Origin of the sequence: Pedobacter jeongneungensis (genome assembly GCF_039538295.1) — a bacterium.
GTDB lineage: Bacteria > Bacteroidota > Bacteroidia > Sphingobacteriales > Sphingobacteriaceae > Pedobacter > Pedobacter jeongneungensis.
Window position 1 is genome coordinate 260,167 of the sequence record NZ_BAABBY010000002.1, and the last position, 12,744, is coordinate 272,910.

At 41.3% G+C, this 12,744-nt stretch carries 11 protein-coding genes; 3 read left to right on the forward strand and 8 right to left on the reverse strand.

Translation table 11 applies throughout. The features are described 5' to 3' along the window. Window positions 1–819 precede the first annotated feature (819 nt). Window positions 820–1,734: an AraC family transcriptional regulator gene (locus ABD769_RS04825; RefSeq protein ID WP_344849858.1), complete on the forward strand. Its 915-nt coding sequence runs from the start codon at window positions 820–822 to the stop codon at window positions 1,732–1,734. On the opposite strand, the gene ABD769_RS04830 is transcribed toward ABD769_RS04825, so the two are convergent. Continuing rightward, entirely contained in the window at window positions 1,727–2,038 is a 312-nt protein-coding gene (locus ABD769_RS04830) for a hypothetical protein (protein ID WP_344849859.1), read from the reverse strand. The two genes, ABD769_RS04825 and ABD769_RS04830, sit on opposite strands and share 8 nt — an antisense overlap. A gap of 118 nt (window positions 2,039–2,156) precedes the next feature. Between ABD769_RS04830 and ABD769_RS04835 the strand changes: the two genes are divergently transcribed. Next, on the forward strand, window positions 2,157–2,969 hold the full coding sequence (locus ABD769_RS04835) for a helix-turn-helix domain-containing protein (RefSeq protein WP_344849860.1): 813 nt from the start codon (window positions 2,157–2,159) through the stop codon (window positions 2,967–2,969). A gap of 6 nt (window positions 2,970–2,975) precedes the next feature. Here ABD769_RS04835 and ABD769_RS04840 read toward each other — a convergent pair whose 3' ends face one another. The 4 genes from ABD769_RS04840 to ABD769_RS04855 all read right to left on the reverse strand — a co-directional run bounded on the left by ABD769_RS04840 (window position 2,976) and on the right by ABD769_RS04855 (window position 6,121). Continuing rightward, the gene (locus ABD769_RS04840; protein WP_344849861.1) at window positions 2,976–3,374 is read right to left on the reverse strand and encodes a hypothetical protein; all 399 of its coding nucleotides are present in this window, start codon (window positions 3,372–3,374) and stop codon (window positions 2,976–2,978) included. A 47-nt stretch (window positions 3,375–3,421) separates the two neighbouring features. Then, entirely contained in the window at window positions 3,422–4,345 is a 924-nt protein-coding gene (locus tag ABD769_RS04845) for a helix-turn-helix domain-containing protein (protein WP_344849862.1), read from the reverse strand. Window positions 4,346–4,411: 66 nt separating this feature from the next. After that, window positions 4,412–5,272, reverse strand: coding sequence for an SDR family NAD(P)-dependent oxidoreductase (locus ABD769_RS04850; protein WP_344849864.1), 861 nt, complete (start codon window positions 5,270–5,272; stop codon window positions 4,412–4,414). 111 nt (window positions 5,273–5,383) lie between these two features. Further along, window positions 5,384–6,121 carry a hypothetical protein gene (locus ABD769_RS04855; RefSeq protein ID WP_344849866.1) on the reverse strand — a complete coding sequence of 246 codons (738 nt, stop codon included), beginning with the start codon at window positions 6,119–6,121 and terminating at the stop codon, window positions 5,384–5,386. A gap of 275 nt (window positions 6,122–6,396) precedes the next feature. On the opposite strand from ABD769_RS04855, the gene ABD769_RS04860 reads away from it, so the two are divergent. After that, the gene (locus ABD769_RS04860; protein WP_344849867.1) at window positions 6,397–6,978 is read left to right on the forward strand and encodes an outer membrane beta-barrel protein; all 582 of its coding nucleotides are present in this window, start codon (window positions 6,397–6,399) and stop codon (window positions 6,976–6,978) included. A gap of 88 nt (window positions 6,979–7,066) precedes the next feature. Here ABD769_RS04860 and ABD769_RS04865 read toward each other — a convergent pair whose 3' ends face one another. From ABD769_RS04865 to ABD769_RS04875, 3 genes are read right to left on the reverse strand one after another with little or no spacing between them, the layout of a single operon-like run. Then, on the reverse strand, window positions 7,067–10,180 hold the full coding sequence (locus ABD769_RS04865) for an efflux RND transporter permease subunit (protein WP_344849868.1): 3,114 nt from the start codon (window positions 10,178–10,180) through the stop codon (window positions 7,067–7,069). A 27-nt stretch (window positions 10,181–10,207) separates the two neighbouring features. Beyond that, window positions 10,208–11,296, reverse strand: coding sequence for an efflux RND transporter periplasmic adaptor subunit (locus ABD769_RS04870; RefSeq protein WP_344849869.1), 1,089 nt, complete (start codon window positions 11,294–11,296; stop codon window positions 10,208–10,210). Window positions 11,297–11,301: 5 nt separating this feature from the next. Further along, window positions 11,302–12,567, reverse strand: a complete 1,266-nt coding sequence (locus ABD769_RS04875; RefSeq protein ID WP_344849870.1) for a TolC family protein — start codon at window positions 12,565–12,567, stop codon at window positions 11,302–11,304. Between the last annotated feature and the right edge of the window lie 177 nt (window positions 12,568–12,744).

The window sequence follows — 12,744 nt, forward strand, 5'->3', positions numbered from 1 at the left end:
GCACATCCTTGAGTAAAGTGTTTTTTAGGTTTTGCTTTTCATCGGTTGGAGGTCCTTCGCTGCGCTACCATTGACAGATTCCATAGTAAAGTCGTGATTATTGGTAAGAGACAACCTCAACTCACTTTTTTTTTGGAAAGCAATCACAGTGCTATTTGGTTCAGGCAGTCCCGCCCTCCGTTCCAAATCCTCGCCCTCATGCTTCGGGCTGTGGGTTTTACACTGTAGTCGGGTTTAGCTGGCAAAACCAGTAATTCTATTCGGGGTTTTATAGCATCGCAGCACCCATCTTTGTTAAATAAACCCGACAGAGCGGGTAGCCCGTAGTGAAGCGCAGCGTAACGAGGACTACAAGCGATGGCGGGGCTACTTTGTCCATGGGGAACAGAACGCTCGTTTTCAAATAAAAACGGCTTTATTTCTGGATTAATTCTCTTCAAAAAATCCTTCGCTGCGCTACCATTGACAGATCCAAAGAAAAGTCGTCATTGCGAGGAGGAACGACGAAGCAATCTTTCCTGCTAGCGATCCTTGCTAGAAAGATTGCTTCCCCGAAATCGGGGCAGGCCGTCGGCTGAAAAAGCCTTTCTCGCAATGACGATCTCGCGCAGCCTAACATTTTGCCATAAAGATCTGTCATTCATATTAATTTTTATAAAATAAATTATCGCTTAGGATGACAGTGCAGGAGGAACCGGATTTGGCTACAAATCCAAAGGATTTGCCTACAGCTGTTACCCCGGGAAATTAGATATTTGCATACTTAAACCTGGTTCTCAGGAATTTTTCTTAGTTTGTAATCAATAACCAGCTCAATCAATGGCCAATCAACACGTTCAACGCATAAAAAGCATCAGCGAATACCACAAGGTGAGGGGACTTCCAAAACCTGAACATCCGCTAATCAGCCTGATCGATTATGCGGATATGAAACATTCGACGGACATTAATACTGTGAGCTGGGTATTCGATTTCTATTTCATTGCTTTAAAGAAGAACATGAACGGCCGGTTTAAATACGGTCAGCAGGAATATGATTTCGACGAAGGCACTTTGTTTTTTATCTCACCAGGGCAGGTTTTCAGGATCGAGGTAACAGGAGACGCACCCGATAAATCCGGATGGATGTTGCTTGTTCACCCTGATTTTTTATGGAATTTTCCATTGGCCAATACCATTAAAAAATACGCCTATTTTAGCTATTCAGTAAATGAAGCCCTGTTTCTTTCTGAAAAAGAGGAAACCACCATGGCAGGTATCATACAAAATATTCAGCAGGAGTATCAGGCCAATATTGATAACTTCAGTCAGCAGATTATTATCTCGCAAATTGAGGTGCTGCTTAATTATGCAGAACGTTTTTATCATCGCCAGTTTATTACCCGGCGCATTACCAACCACCAGGTTTTAGATCAGGTAGAAAGTTTCCTCAACCGTTATTTCGAAGAAAACGCTGTAGAAAATGGCTTGCCAACGGTAAACGATCTTGCTGCAGAATTAAACCTCTCGCCTGATTACCTCAGCAGTCTGCTGAAAGTAACCACCGGACAGAGCACGCAGCAGCATATCCATGATAAACTGATTGAAAGGGCGAAAGAAAAACTATCAACTACCACGCTTACCATTAGCGAAATTGCTTACCAGTTGGGCTTTGGGCATCCTCAATCTTTCAGTAAGCTGTTTAAATCAAAAACCAATCTATCTCCGATCGCATTCCGGCAATCGTTTAATTGATTTCTTGTGCTTCTTTAGTGACAATTGCAGATGCGGTTGCGAGGTTTGCAGTAGCGCTTGCGGTAATTATACATACGTTTGCGAGGTTTGCAGTAGCGCTTGCGGTAATTATACATGCGTTTGCGAGGTTTACACATGCGTTTGCGAGGTTTGCACATGTATTTGCGATAATTACACATGCGTTTGCGAGGTTTACACATGTATTTGCGATGATTACACATGCGTTTGCGAGGTTTACACATGCGTTTGCGAGGTTTGCACATGCAATTGCGAGGTTTACAGCAGCGGTTGCGGGCCTTACCATAACCGTGGTTTGTGTCCCCAGCCCACTAAATTAATAAGCGTATCAATTTCGGGGCTTTTGGTTAGATTAGATAAGCCACTTAAATGGTAATTTTTCCTAAAAATGATCATCTTTGATCATGAAAAATAATGAGGCATATCACGGCTACCGGATCACTGTTCCTGCTGAATTTGAGGAGTTGTTTTCTCATTTTTATTTCGCAGAGAATAAATCTGATGCTCCAATTATCCAAACTTTGCTGCCTGCATTTCAAACCATGATGGTATTCAGTTTTGGTGCTTCACTTGCTTTGCTTAGCAAGGAAAATGAAGCAATATCAATGGATAAATGCCTGGTTTTAGGTCCTGTTAAGCAGGCTTTTACTTACATTCTTCCCGCAGGAGGCGAAATGCTGGTCGTAAATTTTAAAGATGATGCCTTTTTCCGCTTTTTTGGTACGGCATCACTTACCGGGTATCTTCATCCGGATGATTTATTGAATGACAACTGTTTTACCACGCTATGGACAAGCCTTAATGCTTTAGATACTATAAGTGAAAGGGTAACGCAGCTGCTCGAATTTAGCCGCCCGTATATACAAAACCGTCACCCTTTAACCAGGCAGATTATTGCTCTGGGCAATGGCCCGATAAGTCTGGTAAAAGAAATTTCTGCTCAGGAAAAACTTTCGGAAAGATCGGTACAGATGAACCTGAAAAAACACCTGGGTTATTCCTCACGCGAGATTGGCCGGTATATGCGCTTTTTAAAAGCAATTGAACTTATACAGCACCTGTTACTCCATAACAAACCTGTTAACTGGTTCGAGGTAATTGAAACCTGTGGTTTTTATGATCAGAGCCAGTTGATCCACGATTTTAAACATTACCTTAACCTAAGCCCATCTAAATACCTGAGATTTCAGCAGGAGATCTGCAACCCGAGGGGCTGATTACCTTTATTCTCTCACAAACCTGTAACCACAACCTTCTATACAGGGTGGATTAAGCAGGAGCGATTTTGCCGAAACTTTATAGTAGTAAGTTAATGGCATTTTATAAGTATTGCTGAAAACTTCCATTTTTACACTGTCTAAAATCCTGAATGCATATATATCCGGAACGGCATTTCCGCTAAATTTTCCTGCTTTGTCTGCTGATTTTTCTAAAGTAAGGTATTTGGCATCGCCGGTTACCTTTTTATATTTTCCACTTCCATCACCGGGATCGAACATGGTTTCAGTGAGTTTCCATTTGCCGAAAACTTCACCCGGACCATCGTTGTCGATTGTGGTTTTTTTGCATGATACATAAATCATGCATGCAATTGTCAATAGAAGGAGTGATATCTTTTTCATAAAGCTTTAATTTACAGCTTATACGTGCGAAAGAACAAAAACGCTACTTAATTAAATAATTTTCTAAATGCCAGTGGCGAAACCTTCGTTTTTGCCTTAAACAGTTTATTAAAAGATTGCGGATGTTCAAAGCCCAGCTCGTAGGCCACCTCACTTACTGATAAATTGATGCCGGATAATTTCTCCTTTGCTTTCTCGATCAGTTTTTGATGGATATGCTGTTGTGCATTCTGCCCGGTAAGTGAGCGCAATAAGTCGCTTAGATAACTGGGCGAAACATTTAAATGACCGGAAAGGTATTGAACCGTTGGCAAGCCCTTAAACATGGGCATTTTATCGTTAAAATAATCTTCCAACAGTTCTTCCAGGTTTTGCAACAAATCACTGTTCAGCACCCTTCTGGTAATAAACTGACGTTTGTAAAAGCGGTTGCTGTAATTTAACAACAGTTCGATCTGCGTAATAATCACATCCTGACTAAAATCGTCAATCCGGCTGTTCAGTTCCTCTTCAATGCTTTTAAAGATGGTAATGATGGTAACCTTTTCCTTTTCTGATAAATGCAATGCCTCATTGGCCGAGTATGAAAAGAAACCATAACTTTTGATTTTTTTGGCTATCGGATACGATAGTAAAAAATCAGGATGGATTAATAAGGTATATAGCGAACAAACACTGGAACTTAAATCTTCTTCATGACCGATAATCTGATTTGGAGCGGCAAATAATAAACCACCTTCGTCAAAATCATAATAGCTCTGGCCGTATTTAAGCCTGCCGCTCAATTTTGGTTTATACGAGATTTTATAAAAGTTGAGGATATGCGAATTGGGCTGTCCGTTCATTTCAACCGGATGATCTTCATTATTGATCAGGCTGATGAGCGGGTGTTTCGGTTGCGGCAAGCCCATCATCCGGTGTGCTTCGGTTAGCGAACTGAATTTATATGGGCTATGGTCTTCCTTTTTCATATTAGTTAATACAAATATAACCGATAAGCTTTTGTTTACCGGTTATATGGTTGATTTTTTGGTTAATTAACCTTGTGCTGCGTTCGATACAGACTCCCATTCTTCCCAGCTTGCCATACGCTCAGCATAGGCCTTACGTACCCAGGCCAGATTATGGCTGCCGAGCGAAAGGCGTAAAGGTGGGTTTTCCATGTCGACAATTTTGAAAATGGCATCTGGTGTAGCATCCGGATTTCCTCTTTCCATGTGCTGTAAACCTTCAAAAAATGTTGCTTTGAAGTCGGTATATATATCCAGTCCGTCTGCAAATTTCAACGATTCCTGACTGCCAAATTCCGTGGCATATGCACCCGGCTCTATAATGGTAACTTTAATGCCAAATGGTTTTACCTCTTCGGCCAGACTCTCGTGAATGGCTTCGAATGCCCATTTAGAAGAAGCGTAATAGCCGATTACAGGTAGCACCACGTGGCCGAGGTTGCTTGATGTGCCTAAAATATGTCCGTAACCTTGTTTGCGTAAAATTGGTAAGGCTGCCTGAATAACCGCAACTGCCCCGAAAATGTTGGTATCGTACATGGCCTTTACCTGATCAATCGTGGCTTCTTCAACAGTACCTACAAGCGAATAACCTGCGTTGTTTAACACGATATCCAATTTCCCAAAATGCTCGTGGGCCCGTTTAACTGCTTTTTCAACCTGATCATGATTGGTCACGTCAAGTTCCAGGGTTAGTATATTTTCCTTGTATTTTTCCTGAAGATCGGCAATGCTGGAGAGATTTCGTGCGGTTGCCGCTACTTTATCGCCCCGTTCTAAGGCGGCAGTAGCCCATACACGCCCAAATCCACGCGAGGTACCGGTAATAAACCAAACTTTATGAGCTGTTGAGTTGAGGTTACTTTGATTTTCTTGTTGATGTTCCATAATTTTTTATCTGAATAAATGATAAACCAAAGGTGAGGACGACGCGATGCAAATTTGTAGCCTAATTGAGGGCTTTTGTAGCCAAAATGAGAAAATAGAAAAACGAATGGATTATTGGAAGTTTAGAATAACCAGTATCAAAACAAGGCTTAGGATGAAGGCGAAAAAGGAAAGCTTGAGATAGAGGGTGAAAAAAGGGAATTTTCTTTCCTGCGCACCATAATGGTTTAAGTTTTCTTTAAGTTGTTGTATGTACTTTTCATTCTCCTGCTGCTCTTTTCTGAGCCGGTTAAAATCTTTAAACTTTGTGTTATCCTGCGAAGTACCCGGAACCAGGATCCATAGCTTCTGATCGGTTTGCAGGTAAATTACATTTAAAAGCAAGCCATTTTTCTTGATTTCATAATGCGTAACGTTTACTGGAGATTCTGCTACAACAGGCCCGTTTTCCCAGGTAATGTTTACGCGGTGGTAAGCATTATACATTAAGAATACAACTATGCCGATCCCGATGGGTACTAAAGTTTTCTTGTTAAGTAACGCATCAACAATTTTTGGATAAGGAAGTGCATTATAAGAATCAAATCCTCCGGTTACCAACACCAGCATTAAAATCGTAAGCAGATTGAAAACAATGCCTAAAATAGAATTACCTTGCTTTAAATCTGTGCATTTCAGGTGTACACTAAACATTTTTTGACCAAGACCATAAGCTTCGGGTAGCTTTACAGGAGCATTAATGAGATCTTGCTGGTATTTTAAATTCCGCTGCCGGATTACGATGCTCATTACCGCGATACATAGCAATGCAAGTCCGATAAACAGGTAAATGATATGCTGTGGGTTCAAAATTTGTTCGTTTAAATAGATTTACTTAAGAGCATAACAAATGTTCGGGCAGTATGTTTTTTGCCGGTTTTTTGAGATAAAAGCCCGTTTCAAAATAAGCACTTCGCAGTTACCTGAAGATGAGATTTATTATTGTTAGTAACTTTTATGATAAAAAGTAGTTTTTGAAATGATTTTATGGCGCTCTTTTTCAGTGATTTAATAGCGTGAGTGCGTTTTTTTTAAACTATATGCACAGGAGAGTGTTAGAGATGGATAATAAAAAGTTATCTATCATGAAAAAAAATCTATTAAAACTTGTATTTGCCACATTATTATTTGCGGGCAGTGCACAGGCACAAATCCAAAAAGGTAATGTAATGGTTGGTGGAAATCTTACCAACATTAACCTTGGTTTAGATGCGCCAAATGTTTTCAGTGTTGACATTACCCCAAAAGCTGCCTGGTTTATTCAGGATAATGTAGCGGTGGGTGGTTACGTAAATTTTGGTCTGGAAACGGCTAAAAACTCAAGTACCACAACCAGCTATGGTGTAGGTGCATTGGGCCGTTATTACACAGGAAAAGATGTTGAAGTATTGAAACACGGCCGTTTCTTTGCAGAAGCAACTGTAGGTGTTGGTGGTGTTAATGTTAACAGAGGCGGTGCAAACACTAATGGGTTAGATTTAAGTGTAGGTCCTGGTTTTGCTTATTTTATTACGCCTAACATTGGTTTAGAAACCTTGCTTAAGTATAAAGGCCTAGTAGGCTTTGGTAATGCTACCACGCAAAACAACCTAAATCTGTCTTTTGGATTCCAGATTTATCTTCCTGGAAAAAGAACGGCAAACAAAGTTAAAGGTGATGTGAATTAATATAATTCATTCATTAAGTTAAAGAATCAGGTATTATTCTGATGACGATAAGGGCTGTTCCTAATGAAAAAGGAACAGCCCTTGATATTTATAGACTATTTACTTTTTTACGGTACGACCAATAAAATACGATCGGATAAACAAAAAGGTTAAATAAAGTATTGGTGATTAATCCCCCGATTACTACAATGGCCAATGGCTTTGATGCTTCTGACCCAATACCGGTAGAAAGTGCTGCGGGCATTAAACCTATCGCGGCCATTAAAGCAGTCATCAATACCGGCCTGAACCTGCTTGCAATTCCATCACGCATGGCATCGGTAAAGGTCCAGCCGGGATGATGTTTGAGTTCGGAAATGTTGGATTTGAAACGGGTAATCAGGATCACTCCATTTTGGACACAGATCCCAAATAAGGCAATAAAACCTATCCCCGCTGAAATATTAAAGTTTACGCCAGCGGCCAACAGGGCTAATATGCCACCAATCATGGCAAAAGGGACATTGTTTAACACCAATAAAGCATCTTTGATGTTTCCGAACAGTACAAAGAGGATAAAAAAGATCAATAACAAACTTACGGGAACAGCCTGCGATAAACGGGCGATGGCCCTTTGCTGGTTTTCGAAATCGCCGGCCCACTCCAATTGATAACCTTGTGGCAATTTGATTTTTGCATTTACTTTTTGTTGGGCTTCGGCAATTACGCTGCCCATATCCCTGCCGCGGATGGAGAATTTGATGGCACCGTAACGTTTGTGTTTGTCGCGGTAAATCATACTGGGGCCGGTAATTTTGCGGATGCTGGAAATTTCGCCCAACTGTACGTTCGATCCGGATAGGGTAGGCACACGCAATTTACTGATCGAACTTTCGTCATTCCTGAAATCTTCCGGATAACGGATAATCAGGTCGAATTTGCGTTCACCCTCATAAATCTGGGTAGCCGCTTTTCCACCGATGGCCATTTCGATTACCGCATTGGCATCTGCTGTGCTTACGCCATAAAGCGCCATTTTTTTCTGGTCGAGATTGATCTGCAGTTCCGGCTGACCAAGATTTCTTAAAATCCCCAGATCTTCAATACCCTCAACCGTTTTTAAAATGCTTTCTATTTTTTCTTCTTCCTGTTCGATGTATTCGAAGTTTTCGCCAAAAAGTTTTACCACAATCGAACCTTTTACACCCGAAACGGCCTCTTCCACATTATCAGAAATGGGTTGCGAAAAATTGAGGCTAATGCCTGGAAAACTCTTCAGTTTTTCCTGCATCCGCTCAATCAGCTGTTCTTTGGTCTGCTTGCGCTTCCATTCTTTCCGCGGATAAATATCCACATGAAATTCCATATTGTAAAAGCCGGTGGCATCGGTTCCGTCGTTTGGCCGGCCGGTTTGCGACATTACCTGTTTTACTTCTTCGAAACTTAAAAAGATCTTTCGCATCTCGTTCGAAAGCTTTTTGGTTTCATTCAATGAAATACTTAGAGGCCCGGTGGCACGCACATAAATAGAACCTTCATCCAAGCTGGGCAGAAACTCGGTGCCGAGAAATTTAAAGCTAAAGGCACCTGACAGGAGCACAATGACAGAAATGCCAAAAACGAGTTTCTTTTTTTTGAAACAGGCATCGTAAAATTTAAGGGTTGCTTTGGTAATCCATTCTAAAAAAATATTGTGCTTTTCTTTTACATCTTTTTTTAAGAGCACACTGGCCATGGCTGGCACGAGGGTAAAGGTTAAGATTAAAGCGCCCAGTAAGGCAAAACTTAGCGTCCAGGCCAGAGGAGAGAACATTTTACCTTCCACTTTCTCAAAGGTGAAAATGGGCAGCAAACCGGTAATGATAATCAGTTTGGCAAATAAAATGCCTTTTCCATTTTCGAGACAGGCTTTTTTGATGAAACCGAGCTTGCTCATTTTATTGAACTTATCCATGCCCAGTTTTCTGGCTTTGGCATCCAGTACGACGAAAATCCCTTCAACCATTACCACGGCACCATCTATAATGATCCCAAAGTCGATTGCCCCCATAGAGAGCAGGTTGGCCGGCATGCCTTTTAATTTGAGGCAGATAAAAGCAAAAAGTAATGCGAGTGGAATAATGATCGAAACGATTAGGGTGGTGCGCCAATCAGCCATAAAAAGGAACACAATGAGGGTTACGAACAAAATCCCTTCGAGCATATTGCCCATTACGGTATGTACCGAATAATTGACAAGGTCTTCACGGTCGTAAAAGGGTTTTATTTTTACATCATCTGGTAAAATAGTACTGTTTATGGCGTTGATTTTTTCTTTCAATCTTGCAATTACTTCGCTGGGATTACCACCTTTTCTCATTACAATAATGCCTTCCACTACATCCGGATCTCTGTCGCGGCCAACCTGACCCAATCGTGGCAGGGCCGATTCGGCGACATCGGCAATGGTTTTCACATAAACGGGTGTGCCATTGATGTTATCGACCACCACATTCCTGATTTCGTCGATATTGTTGAGTACGCCGATACCACGCACCACATAAGCCTGACCGCTCTGCACAATCACATCGCCACCCACATTAATATTGCTTTTAGATACCGCTTCGAAAAGTTCGGTTGCGCTTACGCCATATTGAATGGCTTTTTGCGGATCAACAGTAATCTGATAGGTTTTTACCTCGCCACCAAAACTCACCACATCGGCAATGCCCGAAACAGATAAAAGTTCGCGCTGGATCACCCAATCCTGCAGGGTTTTTAACTCGCGGACCGATTTTTTATCGCTGGTTAAGGTATAACGGAAAATCTCTCCGGTTGGTCCGTATGGTGGCTGTACCTCAGGCTGAATCCCTTCGGGCAGATCGGCTTCTTCGAGGTGATTATTTACCTGTACACGCGCCTCGGCATAATCTACATCATCTTCGAAACTTACTTTTACGATGGATAAACCAAAGAGGGAAGAAGAACGGATGCTGGTGCGTTTTTCGGTCGGGTTCATGGCAATTTCCAAAGGCCTGCTTACAAACTTTTCTACTTCTTCGGCACTACGGCCGGGCCATTGGGTAATGATGGTGATGTTGGTATTGGTTACATCGGGGAAGGCATCTATTGTGGTGTGTTTGAAACTTAAATAACCGGCGAGGATTAAAATAAAGGTGGCAAAAAAGATGAAATATTTATTCTTCAGTGCAAAGCCGATAATGCTTTTTATGAATTTATTCATTGTTAAAATCTAGGTGATGAAAAGAAATTATTGTGTTTTCAGGCTTTCGAACAAGAAAACCTGTTTGGAAGCAATAATGCGGTCGCCGGCCTGTACACCTTTGCTGATGTAGGTTTTATCGGTGGTTTTGCGGCCAATTTCGATCTCCTGAATCCTCACCTTATGATCCTGGCCCAGAACGAGCACATAATTTTTGTTTTCATCGAAAATAACGGCCCTCGAATTTAAAACAGGTAGATCGATAGCTGAATTTGCCGAAACCTTTACCGTTCCGAGCATGCCTGGTTTTAAAAGGAAGCCCGGATTAGGAATTACCACCCTAGCATTCATTACTTTACTTTCCTGATCAACCTGGTTATATAATTTCTCTATTTTGCCTTTAAAAATCTTATCAGGGTAGGAGAGGGTTGATAAACTCACTTCATCCCCGGCCTTAACCCTCGAAATATCAGATTCATAAATGTTGATCATGGCCCAAACGTTAGAGAGATCGGCAATGGTAAAAAGGCTTTTGTCGTTATCTCCACGCAATTGTATATTCTGGGTTACGTTTTTTTCGATCACAAAACCATTTATGGGCGATTTAATGGCGTATAATCCCGTACTGCTACCGCCATTGAGTTTCAATACAGAATTGGCTCTTTTTACCTCTGCTTTTTTGATCTGATAATCGTTTTTGGCTTCTTCGAGTTCTTTAGCAGATGATAAACCACTTTGAAAAAGCTGCTCGGCCTGTTTTACCGATCGTTCTGCATTTTTAAGTTCGGCATTGGCGGCGATAACTTCTTTATCAAAACCAGCCATTTCGGAACTGGTGAGGGTGGCTAGTGTCTGGCCAGTTGAAACCTGATCGCCCAGCCTTACGCCAACGCGGTTTACTGTTCCGCTAACCATGGGGAAAAGTTCTGAGCGACGTTCTTCATTTGCAGCAATTTTGGCCGAAAAAATCAGTTCGGTTTTACTGTTGGCCTGTTGTACGGTATCGATTAATAAACGGTTGATCAATGAATCAGTGATCGCAAATTTTTCGGCTGGGGCTGCCGTTTTATGTTCGCTACAGCTAAATATTAAACTGACAGTAGCAATGAATACGGTGTTTTTATAGAGATTTTGCATGAGATTTATTTAAAAAGATTAGAACCGGTTACATAATTGAGCTCCGCACGGCTGCTCATTCTTTCGAATTCGACTTTGTTCAGTTGCAGTGTATTTTCTTTATAAGCATCGTAGAGGTCTAAAAATTCGATCAGGCTGATGTTTCTTGCCTTGAAATTTTTAATCAGACCAGAAATGAGCGTATTGAAATCGGTACTAAAGGTGGGATCGATCTCTGCATACAGTTTTTCGTTGCGTAAAGCGGTTTTGTAGCTGTTAAATACTTCATTTTCGAGCAGGGCTTCCTGTCTTTTTAGGTGCAAATCGGCTGCGGTTATGCCAACCTGTGCTTTTTTAATTTCGCCCTGGTTCCTGGAGAAAAGCGGAATAGGGATTTTGATGCCCAAACCGGTATATTTTTCGGGATAATTGCCTTTCAGGTCGTAGCTCAAACCAATTTCTATATCAGGGATGGCCATAGCTTTTTGCAGTTTTAAATTACGTTCGTTATAAAGCAGATCAGTTTTGGCCAGTTTGAGATCGGCGCGGTTAGCTCTGGCCGAATCGAGTAATGCGCTGTAAGGAATTTTATCGGGTGATACGTGATCTACCTGATCTAACATTAAGTTAATTGAGGTTGTAGCGTTGATACCACAAAGTATTTTTAAATCTTTGTAATTGTCTTCCAGTTCATTCAATAATCCGGCCTGTTCTGCTTTGAGGTTGATCAGCAGTGATTTAATCCTGATCACATCTTTTGCGGCCACATTGCCCGTTTTTAACTGAAGATCGTAAGCTTTTAGCAGTTGATCAGTAGAACTGATTTGTTCCTGGTAAACCTTTACCGATTGCGCCGCAAAATAGGTCTTATAGAAAGTATTAACCAGCTCGAATTTGAGTGTTCTTAGCAGGTCGAAATACTCGTATTCGGCCAGTTTAACCCCTGTTTGGGCCAGTTTGATGTTTTTATTGCGCTTGCCTGCCAGTTTAAACAACTGCGAAATAGACCCTGCAAATTGTCCGTAAGCATAGGAGGTTTGCAGAAATTTCTTTGTTTCGTGGTTGTAGAAAAGGTTTTCATATTCGAGAGTAGGATTTTCGAATAGTTTGGCGGTAATAATTTCGGCTTTAGCTTTGTCGATGTCATAATTGCTGACCAGGAGATCGAAATTATTTTTTAAGAAGAGGTTTTCTGCCTGGTTCAGATTTAAGCTTAGTGTATCGGTTTGTGCGAAAGTTGCTCTGGTTATAAGGACTAAAAAGAGAAGAAGCAACGTAGATATTCTTGTCATCCTGCAAAGCTATTCCCGCCGAATTAAAAGGGGATTAAATCGGGCTTAAAAGGGGATTAAAGTTGGTTAGCGTTTGCGCTCGTTTCCAAACGAGTGCATAAATAGTTACACGATTTTATCGTTGTAAATGATATACTATTAAACGCGTTGGGGGATTACTTCTTTATTCGTTCCGTC

Coding starts and splice junctions, on each gene's coding strand:
- ABD769_RS04845 (WP_344849862.1), bottom strand. CDS start 4,345: ATGAAAAAGGAAGACCATAGCCCATATAAATTCAGTTCGCTAACCGAA.
- ABD769_RS04840 (WP_344849861.1), bottom strand. CDS start 3,374: ATGAAAAAGATATCACTCCTTCTATTGACAATTGCATGCATGATTTAT.
- ABD769_RS04835 (WP_344849860.1), top strand. CDS start 2,157: ATGAAAAATAATGAGGCATATCACGGCTACCGGATCACTGTTCCTGCT.
- ABD769_RS04825 (WP_344849858.1), top strand. CDS start 820: ATGGCCAATCAACACGTTCAACGCATAAAAAGCATCAGCGAATACCAC.
- ABD769_RS04860 (WP_344849867.1), top strand. CDS start 6,397: ATGAAAAAAAATCTATTAAAACTTGTATTTGCCACATTATTATTTGCG.
- ABD769_RS04865 (WP_344849868.1), bottom strand. CDS start 10,180: ATGAATAAATTCATAAAAAGCATTATCGGCTTTGCACTGAAGAATAAA.
- ABD769_RS04830 (WP_344849859.1), bottom strand. CDS start 2,038: ATGGTAAGGCCCGCAACCGCTGCTGTAAACCTCGCAATTGCATGTGCA.
- ABD769_RS04870 (WP_344849869.1), bottom strand. CDS start 11,296: ATGCAAAATCTCTATAAAAACACCGTATTCATTGCTACTGTCAGTTTA.
- ABD769_RS04875 (WP_344849870.1), bottom strand. CDS start 12,567: ATGACAAGAATATCTACGTTGCTTCTTCTCTTTTTAGTCCTTATAACC.
- ABD769_RS04850 (WP_344849864.1), bottom strand. CDS start 5,272: ATGGAACATCAACAAGAAAATCAAAGTAACCTCAACTCAACAGCTCAT.